This window comes from Paracoccus sp. pheM1 (assembly GCF_018499825.1).
In the GTDB taxonomy this organism is placed as follows: Bacteria; Pseudomonadota; Alphaproteobacteria; order Rhodobacterales; family Rhodobacteraceae; genus Paracoccus; species Paracoccus versutus.
The window spans coordinates 2,098,194-2,115,198 of sequence record NZ_JAGXCX010000001.1 but is presented as its reverse complement, the minus strand read 5'-3'; the positions used below and the strand labels follow the sequence as shown (position 1 = coordinate 2,115,198).

The window sequence follows — 17,005 nt, the reverse complement described above, 5'->3', positions numbered from 1 at the left end:
CCGGGGTTTTATCCGGGTTGGCGGCCAGGGCCAACCGGCCTTGCGGGAAAGTTGCGTGCTGCGGGAAAGGGGGCGCCCCGGTCAGGCCCGGAAGGTGCGTGCCGCCGGGTTGCCCGAACGGGGACGCGCAGCCCCGGCATAAAGATCCGAGGATTTTTCCAGCTGGCCGCGCTGGATCTGATGCGGTTCGGCCGGGATCCTTCTGGCCGCCCATGCGTCGGCGGCGAAAAGGGCGCAGACGCCCGCGCCCAGGAAGCCGAGGGCCGAGACCCACCAGGGCAAGCCCAGGATCATCGACAGGATTGCGGCTCCCAGGCTGGCCAGCACGCTTGTGAACATGATCCCCGTCGGCTCCACCAACTGAACAGTATAGTTCACATAGCATGCCCGAAGCGCGATTCAACGGAAGTGTTTCGGGTGGAGCGGCATTTGTCCGGGTGGCCGGGGGTGCCGGTGGCCGGGATGGTCCCTGGCGCAGCTAAAGGAAAGGGGGCCCGCAGGCCCCCGATCCGTCCTATTCCGCCGGCACCGCCGCCAGATCCTCGACCGGGGCGATGGGATACTGCAGATGCGGCAGCATCTCCCTGGGGCAGACTTGCAGGAAGTTCGCCTTTTCGTCCTCCCAGTTCTGCAGGATCTCTTCGGCCCGGCGCGAGTGGGTCTCTTGGTGGTGCCGCTCGATCAGGTCGCGCAGCTGCTCTTCCCAATGCGCCTGCGTTACCGGGCACAGGACCAGCGTCTCGGCGTTGATATAGTCGCGCGCCAGCCCCTCGGGGTCGTAGAGATAGGCCATGCCCCCGGTCATGCCGGCACCGAAGTTCGCGCCGATCCGGCCCAGGATCACCGCGACGCCGCCGGTCATGTATTCGCAGCCGTTCGAGCCGCAGCCCTCGATCACCACCTTGGCGCCCGAGTTCCTGACCGCGAAGCGTTCGCCCGCGCGGCCGGCGGCGAAGAGATGGCCGTCGGTCGCGCCGTAAAGCACCGTATTGCCGATGAGGGTGTTCTCGGCCGCCTTCAGCGGGCTGCCCATCGGCGGGCGCACGACGATGGTGCCGCCGGACAGGCCCTTGCCGACATAGTCGTTGGCATCGCCCGAGACCTCGATCTTCAGCCCCGGCGCAGCGAATGCGCCCAGCGACTGGCCCGCGCTGCCGGTCAGCCGCACGGTCAGGTGATCGGGTTGCAGCTTGTTGCGCATGCCGAAGGTCTGCACGATCATCGACGAGGTGCGCGTGCCCACCGTCCGCTGCGTGTTCCTGACCGCATAGGAAAGCTGCATCTTCTCGCCGTCCGAGAAGAAGCGGCCGGCATCGCGGATGATCTCGGCGTCCAGCGTGTCGGGCACCGCGTTGCGCGGCTTCGAACGGTCGTAGACGATCTTTTCCGAGCCATCGACGGTGATGAGCAGCGGGTTCAGGTCCAGGTCGTCCAGCGACTTGTCGCCGCGGCTGACCTGGGTCAGCAGGTCGGCGCGGCCGATCACCTCGTCCAGCGAACGCGCGCCGATGCTGGCCAGGATCTCGCGCACCTCGGTGGCGTAGAAGGTGATCAGGTTCACCACCTTGTCGGCCGAACCGTTGAACATGGCGCGCAGCTTTTCGTCCTGGGTGCAGACGCCGACCGGGCAGGTGTTCGACTGGCACTGGCGCACCATGATGCAGCCCATGGCGATCAGCGCGGCGGTGCCGATGCCGTATTCCTCGGCCCCCATCATCGCCGCCATGACGATGTCGCGCCCGGTGCGCAGGCCGCCGTCGGTGCGCAGCGTCACCCGGTCGCGCAGGCGGTTCATCGCCAGCACCTGATGCGCCTCGGTCAGGCCCATCTCCCAGGGCAGGCCGGCGAACTTGATCGAGGTGGCCGGCGAGGCCCCGGTGCCGCCGTTGTGCCCCGAGATCAGGATCACGTCGGCCTTGGCCTTGGCCACGCCCGCCGCAATGGTGCCGACGCCCGAGCTTGCCACCAGCTTCACCGTGATCTTGGCGCGCGGGTTGATCTGCTTGAGGTCATAGATCAGCTGCGCCAGATCCTCGATCGAATAGATGTCGTGGTGCGGCGGCGGCGAGATCAGCGTCACGCCCTTGGTCGAATGCCGCAGCCGGGCGATCAGGTCCGTCACCTTCATGCCGGGCAGCTGGCCGCCCTCGCCGGGCTTGGCGCCCTGGGCGACCTTGATCTCCAGCTCCTCGCAGGCGTTCAGGTATTCTGCGGTGACGCCGAACCGGCCCGAGGCGACCTGCTTGATCTTGGCGCAGGGGTTGTCGCCATTGGGCAGCGGGTGGCTGTGGGCCGGGTCTTCGCCGCCCTCGCCCGAGTCGGATTTCGCGCCGATGCGGTTCATGGCGATGTTCAGCGTCATATGCGCCTCGGGCGACAGCGCGCCCAGCGACATGCCCGGCGTCACGAAGCGCTTGCGGATCGAGGTGATCGATTCCACCTCTTCCAGCGGCACCGGCTTGCCCAGCGGCTTGATGTCCAAGAGGTCGCGGATATGGATCGGCGGGTTCGCCCGCATGGTGGCGGTGAACTGCTTCCAGATGTCGTAGGACGCCTTTTCGCAGGCCAGCTGCAACAGCCGCATGGTATTGGCTTCCCAGGCGTGCTTCTCGCCCGAGCGGCGCGCCTTGTAGAAGCCGCCCACCGGCAGCAGATCGACCAGGGCCGCGCGGAAGCCCTTGGCATGGGCCTCTTCCAGCTTGGCTTGCAGCCCGTGCAGGCCGATGCCCGAGATGCGCGACTGCATGCCGGGGAAATATTCCGCCACCATGGCGCGGGAAAGCCCCACCGCCTCGAAGTTCAGCCCGCCGCGATACGAGGACAGGACCGAGATCCCCATCTTGGCCATGATCTTCAGCAGGCCCGCGTCGATGGCCTCGCGATAGCGGGTCATGATGTCGATCAGGTTGCCGTCCAGCAGCCCGCGCTCGATCCGCTCGGCCAGGGTGTCCTGCGCCAGATAGGGGTTCACCGTGGTCGCGCCGCAGCCGATCAGCACCGCGAAATCATGCGGGTCCACGCATTCCGAGGCGCGCACGTTCAGCGAGCAGAAGGTCCGCAGCCCCTTGCGCGTCAGCCAGCTATGCACCGCGCTGGTCGCCAGGATCATCGGCACGCCGACGCGGCTGGCCGAGATGCCCTCGTCGGTCAGGATGATATGGCCGTTGCCGGACCGCACGGCATCCTCGGCCTCGGCGCGGATGCGCGCCAGCGCCTCGCCCAGGGCATCGGCGCCGCCATCGACCGGGAAGGTGCAGTCGATCTGCGTCGCCTGGTCGCGGAACATGCGGGTCAGCTCCTCGAACTCGCCATTGGCGAGGAAGGGGCTTTCCAGCATGGTGATCTCGGCATGGGTCGAGCTTTCCTCAAGCACGTTCTTGAGGTTGCCGAAGCGGGTGCGCAGGCTCATCACCCGGCTTTCGCGCAGGCTGTCGATGGGCGGGTTCGTCACCTGGCTGAAGTTCTGCCGGAAGTAATGCGACAGCGGCCGGAATTGGCGCGACAGCACCGCGGGCGGCGTGTCGTCGCCCATCGAGGCCAGCGCCTCCTTGGCGTCCTCGGCCATCGGGACCAGCATCTGCTCGACCAGCTCGACCGTATAGCCGACGGCGATCTGGCGGCGGTGCAGTTCCTCGCCGACATGCAGCGGGGTCTCGGGCAGCTTTGCCATCAGCTCCGAGGGCTGGACGACCTTTTCCACCCAGTCGCCAAAGGGCTGGCTGGCCGCCAGGTGGTCCTTGATCTCGCGGTCGTGGTAAAGCTTGCCCTCGGCCATGTCGACGGCGATCATCTGGCCCGGACCCAGCGCGCCCTTTTCGCGCACGGCGGTCTCGTTCACCGGGACCATGCCGGCCTCGGAGCCCGCGATCAGCAGGTTGTCGCCGGTCACGACATAGCGCAGCGGCCGCAGCCCGTTGCGGTCCAGGCCGCCGCAGACCCAGCGCCCGTCGGTCATCGCCAGCGCCGCCGGCCCGTCCCAGGGCTCCATGATCGAGTTGCAATAGGCATACATGTCCGCCCAGGCCTTGGGCATGTCGGTGGTGGCCTTGGACCAGGCCTCCGGCACCAGGATGGTCTTGGTCATCGGCGCATTGCGCCCCGAGCGCACCAGCACCTCGAACACCGCGTCCAGCGCCGCGGAATCGGACGAGCCGCCGGGGATGATCGGCTTGATGTCCTCGGCCATCTCGCCGAAGGTCCGCGAGGCCATGCGGATCTCGTGGCTGCGCATCCAGTTCGAGTTGCCCTTGAGCGTGTTGATCTCGCCGTTATGGGCCAGCATGCGGAAGGGCTGCGCCAGCCACCATTGCGGGAAGGTGTTGGTGGAATAGCGCTGGTGATAGATGGCAAAGGCGGATTCGAAGCGCTCGTCCTTGAGGTCGGGATAGAACTCGGCCACCTGTTCGGCCAGCATCATGCCCTTGTAGATGATGCTGCGGCAGGACAGCGTGCAGATATACATGCCCGCGATCTGCGCCGCCACCGCCGCCTTCTCGATCCGGCGGCGGATGATGTAAAGCTCGCGCTCGAACTGCTCGTCGTCGATGTCCTTGTCGCAGCGGATCAGGATCTGCTCGATCTCGGGGCGGGTGGCGTTGGCCTTTTCGCCCAGGACCGAGGTGTTCACCGGCACGTGGCGCCAGCCGTAGATGTAATGGCCCATGCGCAGCACTTCGGATTCCACGATGGTCCGGCAACGCTCCTGCGCGGCGAAATCGGTGCGCGGCAGGAAGACCTGGCCCACGGCGATCAGCTTGTCGTGGTCGGGCTCGTGCCCGGTGCGGCGCACCTGGTCGTAGAAGAAGGGCACCGGGATCTGCACATGGATGCCGGCGCCGTCGCCGGTCTTGCCGTCGGCGTCCACGGCGCCGCGGTGCCAGATCGCCTTCAGCGCGGTGATGCCGCTTTCCACCACCTTGCGGCTGGCCTTGCCGTCGATGCTGACGACCAGCCCGACCCCGCAGGACGAATGCTCGTCCTCGGCACGGTAGAGCGAATGTTCCGCCATCCAGTCGCGGCGGGCCTGTTCCTGCTGTTCCCAGCTCATCTGTTCACAGTCCTTCACGTCCGTGCCTCCTTCGTAAGCTGCCACAGGATGTCGGCGCCCTGGCCGCCCACCATCTGCAGGTCGCAATCATATTCCGGCTTGGTCGAGCCGAAGCCGGGCTGTCCGGGGAACGAGAACGTCACCGGGCTGTCGTTGGTCTGCTGCACGGCGCCGGTCCAGTCCTCGGAGGTCTCGACCCCGCCGTAGAACCGCCCCTGCGCGCGGCTGATGAATTGCTGGCCGCGGCGCTGGATCAGCACCTGGCCGGATTCGCCATAGGTGGTCAGCTCGAAGCGCGTGACCTCCAGCGTCACGCCGTCGATCTGCACCTTTTCGCCGGTCAGCTCGTCATGGCCGACATGGCGCAGCCGCTCGCCGCTGTTCGAGTGGGTCCAGAAATCGAAATCGTCGCGCCCGGTCTCCAGCAGCGTGCTGAACGAGGCGTGGTCCTGCGCCTCGTCCTCCAGCAGGTCGGTCAGGCCGCTGCGCAGGTCGGTGCTTTCCATCCAGCGCGTCTCGCGGTCGATGCGCGACTGGAAGGTCGGGCCCTCGGGGGTGAAATAGGTCACCCGCTGGTCCCCCGGCGCATCCGAGCCGCAGCGATAGTGCTGCGAGACGCTGCAGCCGCGGTTCTGCACCGTGATCTCCAGCTTGCAGCCGGAAGGCGGGGTGAAATTCGCCGCCGCGGCGGGCAGGGCCGGAAGCGTCAGCATGGCTGCCATTCCTGTCGCCAGCACCATGCCGCGCGCCATCGGCGCGGCGCCGGGTGCGCGGCTGGGGCGTGGTTGTCGTGCCATGGCCGCCCCCTATTCGGCCGCGACGCGGGCGGCACCCGACAGGTAGCCGGCGATGCTGTCGGCGGCCTCGCGGCCGTCGCGGATCGCCCAGACCACCAGGCTGGCGCCGCGCACGATGTCGCCCACGGCAAAGACGCCGGGCAGGCTGGTCTGGTGCGTCTGGTAATCGGCCTTGATCGTGCCCCAGCGCGTGACCTCCAGCCCATCGACGCCCCAAAGCCGCGGCAGTTCCTCGGGCTCGAAACCCAGCGCCTTGATGACCAGCTCGGCCGGCTCGTCGTAATCGGCGCCCTCGATCAGTTCCGGCGACTGCCGGCCCGAGACATCGGGCTGGCCCAGCCGCATCCGCTGCACCCGCACGGCGCTGATGGTCGGGATCTCGCCGGTGTCGTCGACGTCGCGTTCCTGCGCGACCATCGCCTCGCCGGTGACATGGCCGGTAAAGGCGCCGGGGGCGGACAGCCAGACGAACTCGACGCCTTCTTCCTCGGCGTTCTGCACCTCGCGCTGGCTGCCGGGCATGTTGGCCCGGTCGCGGCGGTAAAGGCATTTCACCGATTGCGCGCCCTGGCGGATCGCCGTCCTGACGCAATCCATCGCGGTGTCGCCGCCGCCGATGACCACGACGCGCTTGCCCTTGGCGTTCAGCTCGCCATCCTCGTAATCGGGGATCTCGTCGCCCAGGTCCACCCGGTTCGAGGCGGTCAGGTAATCCAGCGCCCGCACCACGCCCTTGGCGGCGGCATTGTCGATGTCCAGGTCGCGGGTCTTGTAGACGCCGGTCGCGATCAGCACCGCGTCATGCTTGCCGCGGATGGCGTCGAAGCTGATGTCCTCGCCGACATTGACGTTCAGCACGAAGTCCACGCCGCCCTGGGCCAGCTGCTCCGTGCGCCGCTCGACCACCTGCTTTTCCAGCTTGAAGCCGGGGATGCCATAGATCATCAGCCCGCCGGCGCGGTCGTGGCGGTCATAGACCGTGACCTGGAAGCCCATGCGGCGCAGCCGGTCGGCGGCGGCAAGCCCGCCGGGCCCGGCACCGATGATGCCGATGGATTCCGGCCGTTCCTGCATCGGCACGACCGGGGTGATCCAGCCCTGTTCCCAAGCGGTGTCGGTGATGTATTTCTCGATGGCGCCGATGGTGACGGTGCCGTGGCCGGACTGTTCGATGACGCAATTGCCCTCGCACAGCCGGTCCTGCGGGCAGATGCGGCCGCAGATCTCGGGGAAGGTGTTGGTTTCCTGGCTGCGCAGATAGGCTTCCTGCGTGCGGCCCTCGGCGGTCAGGCGCAGCCAGTCGGGGATGTTGTTGTGCAGCGGGCAATGGCTCTGGCAATAGGGCACGCCGCATTGGCTGCAGCGGCTGGCCTGTTCCTTGGCCTTGGCTTCGGCGAACTCGCGATAGATCTCGTGGAAATCTTCCGAGCGGGATGCCGCGTCACGCTTTTCGGGCATCTCGCGCCCGATGGTGACGAATTTGAGCATCTTCTGCGTGGCCATGGCTGCGCGTCCTTCGATGACGAGGGTGTTCACAGCCTGATAAGACAGGCTGCCGTCAAAGAAAAGTCAGCACAGTTGACATAATTAACGATTCTTCCGATCCACCTTCACTTTTTCATGCTGCAAATGCGAAAAATGGGTCAGCATTATTTACCATCCTGCCTGCAAAGCCAGCAGAACCACGGCCCCGACCACGATTCGCCACCAGGCGAAGAAGCCGTAGCCATAGGTCGAGACATAGTTCAGCAGCCCCCGCACCACGACCACGGCGGCCAGGAAGGCGCAGACGAAGCCCAGCACGATGTTCCCGGTCGCCGCTGCGTCCAGGATGTCGCGGTTCTTGTAGAGGTCATAGACGAAAGCGCCCAGCATCGTCGGCATGGACAGGAAAAAGCTGAATTCCGCGGCAGAACGCTTGTCCGCGCCCAGAAGCAGGGCACCGACGATGGTCGCCCCCGAACGCGAGACACCGGGAATCATCGCCAGGCACTGGATGAAGCCGATCTTCAGCGCCATGGGCAGCGGGAAATCCTCGGCCGAGAAATGGCGCGGCCGGGTCGCCATCCGGTCCACGAACAGCAGCACCACCCCGCCGACGATCAGCATGATGGCGATCAGGGCCGGGGTTTCGAACAGCACTTCCTTGATGATGCGATGCGCCAGCACGCCGATCACCACCGCGGGCAGGAAGGCCAGCAGCACCGCCAGGATGAAGCGCCGCGCGCGCGGGTCATGCGGCGCGCTGGTGAAGATCCGCCACAGCCGCCCGGAATAGACGCCCAGGATGGCCATGATGGCGCCCAGCTGGATCAGCACCTCGAAGGCGCGGCCAGGCGAATCGAAGCCCAGGAAATGCCCGGCCAGCAGCACGTGGCCGGTCGAGGACACGGGAATGAACTCGGTCAGCCCCTCCAGCAGACCAAGGGCGGCGGCAACGAGGGTGTTGTGGTCCATCAGCCGTTGCGCAGGTTCTTCGCCGAGGCGGTGATCGCCTCATATTGCCCCGAGGACCGGAAGCGCCACAGGTATTGCGCGATGATCGCGGGGGCGGCGGTCGGCTCGATCCCCAGGTCGGCAAAGGTCTTGACCTGTTCCGAGACCCGGTTGGGCCGGCGCAGCAGCCGGGCCTGGTCGCGGGTCATGATGCGGTTGGTCAGAAGCCCGCCGCTGACGGTCTGCACCGTGTCCAGCACCGATCCCATCACCCCGCCCAGCCAATGCGGCAGGCCGACGATGGCGCGGCGGCGGCCGGTCGCGACCAGCACCTGCTGCGCCACCTCGCGCATGGTCAGCACATCGGGGCCGCCCAGCTCATAGATGCCGGGCCGGGCCTGTCCCGCGGCCGCCATGGCGGCGGCCTGGGCCACGTCCTCGACATAGACCGGCTGCATCGGCGTCCTGGCGCCCGGCACCAGCAGGATCGGTCCCAGCCGGGTCATCGAGGCGATGCGGTTGTAGAAATGATCGTCCGGCCCGAACATGACCGAGGGGCGCAGGATCACCGCATCGGGGCGATGCGCCAGCACCGCGGCCTCGCCCCGGCCCTTGGAGGCGGCATAGCGGCTGTCCGAATCCGGGTCCGCGCCGATGGCCGAGACATGCACGAAATGCCGGACGCCGGTTTCGGCGGCGATGCGGGCGATGCGGCCCGCGGCTTCTTCGTGGATGGCGTCGAAGGTGTTCCTGCCTTCGCGCACCATGATGCCGACGCAGTTGATCACCGCATCCGCATCGGCCATGCAGGCGGTCACGGACAGGTCGTCGCGGACGTTGCAGGGCACCGGCTCGACCTGGCCGGGCGCGCCATAGGTGCGCACCACGCCGGCTTCGTTCGGGCGGCGGACGGCGACGCGGATGCGCCAGCCCTGGGCGGCCATGATCCGTGCGATCTGCCGGCCCAGGAATCCAGACCCGCCATAAATGGTGACAAGCTTGGCTGCGGACATGCGGCGCTCCCTTCGTGCGTGCTTGATCGTTCAATACCCAAGCCTTCCGCCAGCGGCAAGCCGTGGCCGCCGGCCTGCGACGATCGGGTCCGCCTTGCCGGCCTGTCCCGGCGTGCGCCGCGCCCCTTCTACGGCCGGGCGAGGGCGGCAAACGGGGTGGCATGAAAGACCTGTCAGGTTGCACTATGGAGGAGGTGCGGCCTCGCTGCCGCGGCCGCTCGCGCAAGGTAGTCGCCATGGGGTCATGGCGACCGACATGGGCAGCCCCTGCTCTCGGTCGCCTGGGCGGGGCTGTGTGGATGACTTCGACCGCGGGAGGATCGAGCGGGTCTGTATAAGGCGAAGGGGGTGGTTCATGCCGGGCCATCCGGCTGAAGGGGGCCGGGGCCGCCTGGCCGGGGCGCGGCTTTCCGGCGCCGCCAGCCCATGGACTGCGGCCCAGAACAAGGCCAGGGCGAGGGCCTGGGCGAGGGCGTGAAACGGGGGCGTGAAAAAGATTTGCGGCCGGGCGCAGATTTTTGTCGATCCCCCGTTGACACCCCCTGCGGCTGGGCTTAATCACCCGGCTCACGCGACCTGCCCAGGTGGCGGAATTGGTAGACGCGCACGGTTCAGGTCCGTGTGCCGCAAGGCGTGGAGGTTCGAGTCCTCTCCTGGGCACCATGAACAAAAGCCGCGCAAGCCCTTGGGTTTGCGCGGCTTTTGCTTTGCGCGGCAGGGGCCCTTTCGGGCGGGCCTTGCCGCCGGTGGCGCGGTTGCATGAGTATTTGGGGAACGAAGAAGCCATGCGGAGCCGCGAAGGGCGTCGCCATGGCCTTCCCGGCCAGGAAGGGTGCCGGCAGGGCGCCGTGGGGAAAGGAAAGCAAGCCGCATGATACCGCGTTTCGGATCGCCGCCGGGGCGTCGTGCCTATCGCCTGCGTCCGGGGGCCTATGGCCTGCTGATCCGCGACGGTGCGGCGCTGCTGACCTTCCAGCAGGCGCCGCAGCCGGAGTTCCAGCTGCCCGGCGGCGGCATCGACCCCGGCGAATCGCCGCTGGCCGCGCTGCATCGCGAGGTGCGCGAGGAGACCGGCTGGAGCATCGGCAATCTGCGCCGCTTCGGCGCCTACCGGCGCTTTTGCCATATGCCGGATTACGGGTTCTGGGCGGAAAAGCTCTGCACCCTCTGGCTGGCGCGTCCGGTGGCGCGGCTGGGCGCCCCCGCCGAACCGGGGCATGAGGCGCATTGGGTGCCCCTGCGGCAGGTCGTGGAACTGTTGCCCGATCCGGGCTCGCGCGCCCTGGTGCGGGCGGCGTTGCGGCGGATCTGAGCCGCGCCTGCTCAGCCCCATGGGTGGTCGCCGTTCCTCTGCCGCTCGACCAGCACGGCCGAGATGTCGTCGCTGCGCCGGCCGCCGGCGTAATGCGCCGCCGACCAGCAGATCGATTCCAGCAGCGCATCGCCGCGCAGCGTCGCATTGGTGCGCAGGATGGCGTTCAGTCCCTCCTCGCCCAGGGGTTCGCCGCGCGCGTTCTCGCTTTCGGTCAGCCCGTCCGAGCTGATGAACAGCCTGTCGCCGGGGCCGAGCGCCAGTTGCACCTCGTCATATGCGGCATCGGGAAAGACCCCCACGGGCAGGCCGCCGCCGCCGATCCGCTCGATGCGGCCGTCGGCGTGTTGCAGCACCGGATGGGGGTGGCCCGCCTGCACCAGCCGCAGTTGGCCGGTCAGGAAGTCCAGGTCGGCATAGACCATGGTGAAATAGGATTCGATGCGCAATTCCTCGATCATCAGCGTGTTCAGGTGGCGCAGGACTTCGGCCGGGGGGCGGGCGTCGTAAAGGCCCAGATCGGTGATGCGCAGCGCGATGTTCTGGTCCGTTCCGCCCGAAAGCAGCGCCGCCAGCCGGGCGCAAAGCAGCGCCGAGGCCACGCCATGGCCCGCCACGTCCAGCGCGAACAGCCCGATGCGGCGGGCGTTGATCGGGAAGAAGCCGACCAGGTCGCCGCCGATATGGCCGGCCGGGCGCATCAGCAGCGAGAGGTCGAAATCGCCGTAGCGGCCATGGCGTTCCCGCACCAGCCCCTGCTGAAGGCGCTGTGCCTCGCGCAGGTCGCGGTCGATCGCGGCCTGGGTTTCGCGCAGCTGGGCCAGGGTGGCGCTGAGCTGGGCATTGGCGCTGCGCAGGCTTTCCTCCATGCGCAGAATGCGTTCGCTGGCGGAAAGCCGCGCCAGCAGTTCGGCGCCCGAGACCGGCTTGGTCAGGAATTCGTCGGCGCCGGCGCGCAGCCCCTGGGCGATGTCCTTCTTGTCGTTGCGCGAGGTCAGCAGGATGAAATAGCCATAGCGGTCCGACTGCATCTCGCGGAAGCGGCGGCAGAATTCCAGCCCGCTTTGCCCCGGCATCATCCAGTCCGAGATCACGATGTCCGGCCGCCGTTCCAGGCAGATGCGCATCGCCTCGTCGCCGCTGGCCGCCTCGACCACCTGGTAGCCGGCGCGGATGAGCTGCACCGCCAGGGTCCGCCTTTGCGCCCGGCTGTCGTCGACAAGCAGCACCAGCCGCATGCTGTGCGGTATCGTCGTCGCGGCCTGGGGATCGAGGATCATCATGCGCCAGGGTCTAGACCACGGGGTCTGAATGTTCCGTTAATCCAGACAATTTTCGCGATTAACACGTCATAGATGAAATTGCTGTTATGAAGGCCGGGTGATTCTTCCGAGGGTTGTCCATGCTGGATTGGAACCGTATCAACGAACTGCGCGGGGAGGTCGGCGATGACGAATTCCAGCTGATCCTGGAGCTGTTTCTGGACGAGGTGGAAGGCGTCATCATGCGCCTGTCGCGCCGGGACGTGCTGCAGCTGGAAACCGACCTGCATTTCCTGAAGGGATGTGCCTGGAACCTGGGCTTTACCGATTTCGGCAATCTTTGTGACGCGGGCGAACGCAAGGCGGCCGGCGGCCGGGCGGCCGAGGTCGATGTCGAATCGCTTCTGGCCAGCTATTCCGCGTCGAAACAGGCGCTGATGCGGCAACTGGACGCGGCGCTGCGCCCCGACAGGCGGGCGCGCCTTGCCTGAGCGCCGGTCAGATCAGGAATTCCGCCAGCACCGGGTCGCGGGTGATGTCGCGATAGCCGATCCCCGCCGCCTCCAGCCTTTCGCACAGCCGGGCGAGGTTTTCCGGCGCGGTGGTCTCGATGCCGATCAGGACCGAGCCGAAGTTGCGCGCCGATTTCTTCAGGTATTCGAAGCGGGCGATATCGTCCTCGGGGCCAAGCAGCTGCAGGAAGTCGCGCAGCGCGCCGGGCCGCTGCGGCATGCGCAGGATGAAATAGCGCTTGAGCCCCGAGAAACGCTGGGCGCGTTCCTTGACCTCGGGCAGGCGTTCGAAGTCGAAATTCCCGCCCGAGCAGATGCAGACCACCCGCTTGCCGGCGAGATCCGGGATGTCGCGCAGCACGTCCACCGCCAGCGCCCCGGCCGGTTCCAGCACGATGCCCTCGATGTTCAGCATCTCGAGCATGGTGGCGCAGATGCGATCCTCGGGCGCGGTATGGACGCGCTCGGCGTCGAAACCGGCAAGCGCGGCAAAGGGCAGGTCGCCGATCCGCGCCACGGCGGCGCCATCGACGAAATTGTCCACGGCGGGCAGGGTCACGGGGGCGCCGGCCAGCAGCGCCTCGCGCAGGCTGGCGCCGCCCTCCGGCTCGGCGAATTCGGCGCGGGTGCCGGGGCCCAGTTCGGCCAGCAGCCGGGTGACGCCGGCGGCCAGCCCGCCGCCGCCGACCGGCAGGACGACGACATCCGGCGCCCCGCCCAGCTGCTCGAGCAGTTCCAGCCCCACCGTGGCCTGCCCCTCGATGATGTCCGGGTCGTCGAAGGGCGACAGGAAGGTGGCGCCCTGCGCGCGGGCGAAATCCTGTGCCGCGGCCAGCGTCTGGTCGAAATAATCCCCGGTCAGCACGATCTCGATGGCGCCATTGCCGAAGATGCGGGTCTTGTCGATCTTTTGCCGGGGCGTGGTGACGGGCATGAAGATCGTGCCGCGGGTGCCGAAATGGCGGCAGGCATAGGCCATGCCCTGCGCGTGGTTGCCGGCGCTGGCGCAGACGAAATGCCCCTGCGGCCCGGCGCCGATCTTGCGCATGGCGTTGAAGGCGCCGCGCAGCTTGTAGCTGCGCACCGGCGTCAGGTCTTCGCGTTTCAGCCAGATCTCGGCACCGTATTTCGCCGAAAGGTGGTCGTTCTTCTGCAAGGGCGTCGGCTCGAAAAGGTCGCGCAGCGCGATCCCGGCCTGGCGGACAGAGGCGGCAAAGTTTTCCATGACCGGCGAATGGCGCGAAAAGCGGCGGTTGGCAAGTGGGGATGGCTTGCCGCCCTGGGCGATGCCCGCCCGCCCTGGCTAGCGGGCGGCGTCCATCTCGCAGGGCAGGACGACGGGCTGCGCGGTATCGGGCATCCAGGCAAGCACCTGCGTATCGGAAAGGAAGGTGACGGCAAGGGGCCGGGACGGCATGGAAGGGAACGCGCATCGGTAGCTTTCCTGCCCATCCAGCGCGCGGACGGTGCCGGGCAGGTCGGGCATGATCGCCAGCGATGATGCCAGCGGCATCGCGATCATCGCGCTGAGCGGCAAGACAAAGGCCATCGACCGCAGGGCTGCGCCGCCGCCCCCCGTCAGCATTTGCAAGGTAAACAGCCCGAACAGCAGCAGCATGAGCAGCGCCCCGACCCCGGCGAAGGTCAGCCAAAGGCTCATGACCGCGGTCAGCACGTCCAGGCTCATCGGAAAGGCGTCGGGCGAAACCCCGAAACTGTGCGCCAGGATGTCGCGCGCGCCCAGCCGGGCAAGCATGGCCATGCCAAGCGGAATGGCGATGGTCAGCCCCAGCCTGAAACCGGGCCAGCGCTGCAGGCTGCCCATGATCGCGATGGCCCAGCCCAGCACCGCGATGCCGAAGGCCAGCGTCAGCACGGCAAGGGCGACGGGATCATGCCAGGCGGGCAGCGGCTCGACCAGCAGCGGCGGCAGGAAAAGGACCGCGGCGATGATCGCGCTGAGCCACCAGCAATCGCGAAAGACGCGCCGCAGCAGCGCGCCCGCCTGGTCCATGAAGGCATCGCGCGCCCGCCGCAGCCTGCGCCGGCACAGGATGACCCTGCTCCGGGCCCCGTGCCGAAATCCCCCCGGTTTGCCGGAAAAGCCCTGCCTGCGGTTGGGCCGCGCCCCGCTCTTGTCGGTCATCGGAAAACATCCTATTGCAACATCAACTCAAAAAACGGGGGCCATATCGCATGTCCGACGCGCCGAAGAAAGTCGTCCTTGCCTATTCGGGCGGGCTCGACACCTCGATCATCCTGAAATGGCTGCAGACCGAATATGGCTGCGAGGTCATCACCTTCACCGCCGACCTGGGCCAGGGCGAGGAGCTGGAGCCGGCGCGCCAGAAGGCCGAACTGCTGGGCATCAAGCCGGAAAACATCCATATCGTCGACGTGCGCGAGGAATTCGTGCGCGATTTCGTCTTCCCGATGTTCCGCGCCAATGCGGTCTACGAGGGGCTTTACCTGCTGGGCACCTCGATCGCCCGCCCGCTGATCTCCAAGCACCTGGTGGAAATCGCGCATCGCCACGGTGCCGATGCCGTGGCCCATGGCGCCACCGGCAAGGGTAACGACCAGGTCCGGTTCGAACTGTCGGCCTATGCGCTCGACCCCTCGATCAAGGTGATCGCGCCCTGGCGGGAATGGGATCTGACCTCGCGCACCCGGCTGATCGAATTCGCCGAAGAACACCAGATCCCGATCGCCAGGGACAAGCGCGGCGAGGCGCCCTTCTCGGTCGATGCCAACCTGCTGCACACCAGCAGCGAGGGCAAGGCGCTGGAAAACCCCGCCGAGGAAGCGCCCGACTACGTCTACCAGCGCACCGTCAGCCCCGAGGACGCGCCCGACCAGCCCGAATACATCGAGATCGGCTTCGAGCGGGGCGACGCGGTCTCGATCAACGGCGAGGCGCTGTCGCCCGCCACCATCCTGACCGCGCTGAACGAATACGGCCGCAGGCACGGCATCGGCCGGCTCGACTTCGTGGAAAACCGCTTCGTCGGCATGAAGTCGCGCGGCATCTACGAGACCCCCGGCGGCACCATCCTGCTCGAGGCGCATCGCGGCATCGAACAGATCACGCTGGACAGCGGCGCCGGCCATCTCAAGGATTCGATCATGCCGCGCTATGCCGAACTGATCTACAACGGCTTCTGGTTCAGCCCCGAGCGCGAGATGCTGCAGGCGCTGATCGACAAGAGCCAGGAACATGTGACCGGCACCGTGCGGCTGAAGCTCTACAAGGGCAGCGTCCACACGGTCGGCCGCTGGTCGGACCATTCGCTCTACAGCGAAAAGCACGTCACCTTCGAGGACGATGCCGGCGCCTATGACCAGAAGGACGCGGCGGGCTTCATCCGGCTCAATGCGCTGCGGCTGAAGCTGGTGGCGAACCGCAACGCCAGGTTCAAGTAAGACCCACCGGCCGCGGGCAGCCCCCCGCGGCCTTTTTCATGAGGCCCGCCATGTCCCGTCCCGCCCATATCGCCATCGTCACCGTCTCGGATCGCGCCGCCAGCGGCGAATACGAGGACAAGGGCGGTCCGGGGGCCGAGGACTGGCTGCGCGCCACCATCACCTCGCCCATGGACATCACGCGCCGCATCATCCCCGACGGGCGCGAGATCGTCGCCGAATGCCTGCGCGACCTGGCCGACGACCAGGGCGCCGACCTGATCCTGATCACCGGCGGCACTGGCCCCGCGCCGCGCGACCAGACGCCCGAGGCCATGGCCGACGTGATCGAAAAGGAATTGCCCGGCTTTGGCGAGGAAATGCGCCGCGCCAGCCTGCGCGAGGTGCCGACCGCCATCCTGTCGCGCCAGACCGCGGGCATCCGCGGCGCCTCGCTCATGATCACCCTGCCGGGCAAGCCCTCGGCCATCGCCACCTGCCTCGACGCGGTTTTCGCGGCGGTGCCCTATTGCCTCGACCTGATCGGCGCGGCCTGGATCGAAACCGACCCCGGCCGCATCAAGGCGTTCCGGCCTAAGAAATAGGCTCGGGCCGGACCCGCAGATCGGCGGGCAGCGATTCGCGCAGCACCAGTTCGGCATTGCCAAGGTCGTTCTCCAGATGCGCCATCACCTCGGCGGGCGAACGCCCCAGCCCCTGCCAGCGCGCGGTCAGGCGCCGGCGCAGCTCCTCGATCGGCACGTCCAGCATGACCGACAGATCCCAAAGCCCGGCCAGTTCGCGCCAGGGCGCGCGGTCCAGCAGCAGGTAGTTGCCCTCGACCACCACCAGCCGATGCCCCGCCTCGACGCGGCCGGCGCCGGCGATGGCCAGGTCCAGGCCGCGGTCGAAGACCGGATGGACCACCTCGCCCCCCGCCTTCAGTCGCCGCACCAGCGCGACGAAACCCGCCGCGTCAAAGGTCTCGGGCGCGCCCTTGCATCCGCGCAGCCCGCCCGCCTCCAGCAGCCGGTTGTCCAGGTGGAACCCGTCCATCGGCACCAGAACCGCATCGTCCAGCCCGGCCACCAGCTGCGCGGCCAGGGTCGATTTCCCCGATCCGGGCGCACCCAGGATGGCCACGATCCGCCGGCCAGGGCCCAGCCTTGCCACAAGGTCCAGTATTTCTTCCATGCAAAAATATCCTGGGGGGAGTCCGAAGGA

The 17,005-nt window shown here is 67.5% G+C and carries 14 protein-coding genes and 1 tRNA gene; 5 read left to right on the top strand and 10 right to left on the bottom strand.

Annotated elements, in window-relative coordinates; all coding sequences use genetic code 11:
* Positions 1-81: 81 nt before the first annotated feature.
* The 6 genes from KF941_RS10785 to KF941_RS10760 all read right to left on the bottom strand — a co-directional run bounded on the left by KF941_RS10785 (position 82) and on the right by KF941_RS10760 (position 9,293).
* Complete coding sequence (locus KF941_RS10785) at positions 82-339, bottom strand: hypothetical protein (RefSeq protein ID WP_147304544.1); 258 nt, start codon at positions 337-339, stop codon at positions 82-84.
* A 175-nt stretch (positions 340-514) separates the two neighbouring features.
* On the bottom strand, positions 515-5,047 hold the full coding sequence (gene gltB, locus KF941_RS10780; protein ID WP_214273687.1) for a glutamate synthase large subunit: 4,533 nt from the start codon (positions 5,045-5,047) through the stop codon (positions 515-517).
* A 14-nt stretch (positions 5,048-5,061) separates the two neighbouring features.
* Complete coding sequence (locus tag KF941_RS10775; RefSeq protein ID WP_240540282.1) at positions 5,062-5,844, bottom strand: hypothetical protein; 783 nt, start codon at positions 5,842-5,844, stop codon at positions 5,062-5,064.
* 9 nt (positions 5,845-5,853) lie between these two features.
* Positions 5,854-7,347 (bottom strand): NAD(P)-dependent oxidoreductase, encoded by a 1,494-nt coding sequence (locus KF941_RS10770; protein ID WP_036751906.1) that lies wholly within the window; start codon positions 7,345-7,347, stop codon positions 5,854-5,856.
* Positions 7,348-7,497: 150 nt separating this feature from the next.
* Positions 7,498-8,304, bottom strand: coding sequence for an undecaprenyl-diphosphate phosphatase (locus KF941_RS10765; protein WP_175562306.1), 807 nt, complete (start codon positions 8,302-8,304; stop codon positions 7,498-7,500).
* A complete protein-coding gene (locus KF941_RS10760) occupies positions 8,301-9,293 on the bottom strand; it encodes a complex I NDUFA9 subunit family protein (RefSeq protein ID WP_114535040.1) in 993 nt (330 codons plus the stop codon). Before KF941_RS10760 ends, KF941_RS10765 begins: the two co-directional genes overlap by 4 nt.
* A gap of 578 nt (positions 9,294-9,871) precedes the next feature.
* Between KF941_RS10760 and KF941_RS10755 the strand changes: the two genes are divergently transcribed.
* Both KF941_RS10755 and KF941_RS10750 read left to right on the top strand, forming a co-directional pair.
* Positions 9,872-9,956, top strand: a tRNA-Leu gene (locus KF941_RS10755).
* A gap of 208 nt (positions 9,957-10,164) precedes the next feature.
* Positions 10,165-10,605 (top strand): NUDIX hydrolase, encoded by a 441-nt coding sequence (locus KF941_RS10750; RefSeq protein ID WP_214273313.1) that lies wholly within the window; start codon positions 10,165-10,167, stop codon positions 10,603-10,605.
* A gap of 11 nt (positions 10,606-10,616) precedes the next feature.
* Here KF941_RS10750 and KF941_RS10745 read toward each other — a convergent pair whose 3' ends face one another.
* The gene (locus tag KF941_RS10745; RefSeq protein ID WP_036751898.1) at positions 10,617-11,888 is read right to left on the bottom strand and encodes a fused response regulator/phosphatase; all 1,272 of its coding nucleotides are present in this window, start codon (positions 11,886-11,888) and stop codon (positions 10,617-10,619) included.
* A 119-nt stretch (positions 11,889-12,007) separates the two neighbouring features.
* Here KF941_RS10745 and KF941_RS10740 point away from each other — a divergent pair, with 119 nt between their 5' ends.
* Positions 12,008-12,358, top strand: a complete 351-nt coding sequence (locus KF941_RS10740; RefSeq protein ID WP_036751896.1) for an Hpt domain-containing protein — start codon at positions 12,008-12,010, stop codon at positions 12,356-12,358.
* Between the two features lie 7 nt (positions 12,359-12,365).
* Here the strand turns inward: KF941_RS10740 and ilvA are convergent, their stop codons facing one another.
* Together ilvA and KF941_RS10730 are read right to left on the bottom strand one after the other, a co-directional pair.
* Positions 12,366-13,604: a threonine ammonia-lyase IlvA gene (gene ilvA, locus KF941_RS10735; RefSeq protein ID WP_072461072.1), complete on the bottom strand. Its 1,239-nt coding sequence runs from the start codon at positions 13,602-13,604 to the stop codon at positions 12,366-12,368.
* A 78-nt stretch (positions 13,605-13,682) separates the two neighbouring features.
* Positions 13,683-14,525, bottom strand: a complete 843-nt coding sequence (locus tag KF941_RS10730; protein ID WP_214273312.1) for a hypothetical protein — start codon at positions 14,523-14,525, stop codon at positions 13,683-13,685.
* A gap of 50 nt (positions 14,526-14,575) precedes the next feature.
* On the opposite strand from KF941_RS10730, the gene KF941_RS10725 reads away from it, so the two are divergent.
* Both KF941_RS10725 and mog read left to right on the top strand, forming a co-directional pair.
* Positions 14,576-15,802 (top strand): argininosuccinate synthase, encoded by a 1,227-nt coding sequence (locus KF941_RS10725; protein WP_036751889.1) that lies wholly within the window; start codon positions 14,576-14,578, stop codon positions 15,800-15,802.
* 50 nt (positions 15,803-15,852) lie between these two features.
* Positions 15,853-16,386 carry a molybdopterin adenylyltransferase gene (gene mog, locus KF941_RS10720; protein WP_240540281.1) on the top strand — a complete coding sequence of 178 codons (534 nt, stop codon included), beginning with the start codon at positions 15,853-15,855 and terminating at the stop codon, positions 16,384-16,386.
* Here mog and KF941_RS10715 read toward each other — a convergent pair.
* A complete protein-coding gene (locus KF941_RS10715) occupies positions 16,376-16,975 on the bottom strand; it encodes a nucleoside/nucleotide kinase family protein (RefSeq protein ID WP_214273310.1) in 600 nt (199 codons plus the stop codon). The two genes, mog and KF941_RS10715, sit on opposite strands and share 11 nt — an antisense overlap.
* Positions 16,976-17,005: the final 30 nt, after the last annotated feature.

Excerpts from the sequence above, each read along its gene's own strand:
- KF941_RS10760 (WP_114535040.1), bottom strand. The coding sequence starts at position 9,293 with ATGTCCGCAGCCAAGCTTGTCACCATTTATGGCGGGTCTGGATTCCTG.
- KF941_RS10775 (WP_240540282.1), bottom strand. The coding sequence starts at position 5,844 with ATGGCACGACAACCACGCCCCAGCCGCGCACCCGGCGCCGCGCCGATG.
- KF941_RS10725 (WP_036751889.1), top strand. The coding sequence starts at position 14,576 with ATGTCCGACGCGCCGAAGAAAGTCGTCCTTGCCTATTCGGGCGGGCTC.
- KF941_RS10750 (WP_214273313.1), top strand. The coding sequence starts at position 10,165 with ATGATACCGCGTTTCGGATCGCCGCCGGGGCGTCGTGCCTATCGCCTG.
- KF941_RS10730 (WP_214273312.1), bottom strand. The coding sequence starts at position 14,525 with ATGACCGACAAGAGCGGGGCGCGGCCCAACCGCAGGCAGGGCTTTTCC.
- gltB (WP_214273687.1), bottom strand. The coding sequence starts at position 5,047 with ATGAGCTGGGAACAGCAGGAACAGGCCCGCCGCGACTGGATGGCGGAA.
- mog (WP_240540281.1), top strand. The coding sequence starts at position 15,853 with ATGTCCCGTCCCGCCCATATCGCCATCGTCACCGTCTCGGATCGCGCC.
- KF941_RS10740 (WP_036751896.1), top strand. The coding sequence starts at position 12,008 with ATGCTGGATTGGAACCGTATCAACGAACTGCGCGGGGAGGTCGGCGAT.
- KF941_RS10770 (WP_036751906.1), bottom strand. The coding sequence starts at position 7,347 with ATGGCCACGCAGAAGATGCTCAAATTCGTCACCATCGGGCGCGAGATG.
- ilvA (WP_072461072.1), bottom strand. The coding sequence starts at position 13,604 with ATGGAAAACTTTGCCGCCTCTGTCCGCCAGGCCGGGATCGCGCTGCGC.
- KF941_RS10785 (WP_147304544.1), bottom strand. The coding sequence starts at position 339 with ATGTTCACAAGCGTGCTGGCCAGCCTGGGAGCCGCAATCCTGTCGATG.
- KF941_RS10745 (WP_036751898.1), bottom strand. The coding sequence starts at position 11,888 with ATGATGATCCTCGATCCCCAGGCCGCGACGACGATACCGCACAGCATG.
- KF941_RS10715 (WP_214273310.1), bottom strand. The coding sequence starts at position 16,975 with ATGGAAGAAATACTGGACCTTGTGGCAAGGCTGGGCCCTGGCCGGCGG.